Source organism: Pseudomonas sp. AC463 (assembly GCF_979253585.1).
The window spans coordinates 1-284 of sequence record NZ_CEEDDZ010000475.1; the positions used below are offsets into that span (position 1 = coordinate 1).

General features: G+C 64.1%; 1 protein-coding gene. It reads left to right on the forward strand.

Annotation, left to right across the window (positions count from 1 at the left end; translation table 11 throughout):
• Positions 1 to 284 (forward strand): tryptophan 7-halogenase (locus tag AC0IYH_RS31035; protein ID WP_471838028.1); only part of this gene is annotated, 284 nt, incomplete at both ends.

Sequence of the window (284 nt, forward strand, 5' to 3'; positions counted from 1 at the left end):
GCGAACCTCGATGGCGAAGCGCTGGCGTCACCGCGCGTGCTACGCTTCGCCGCGGGTATGCGGCGGCGCGCGTGGCGGGGCAATGTCGTAGCGATCGGGCTGGCCTCAGGGTTTCTGGAGCCGCTGGAATCGACCAGCATCCACCTGATCCACACCGGCCTGCTGCGGCTGATCTCACTGTTCCCGCGCGAGGATTTCGACGCGCGCGACATCGCCGAATACAACCGCCAGACCGACTTCGAATATTGCGACATTCGCGACTTCATCATCGCCCACTACAAGGT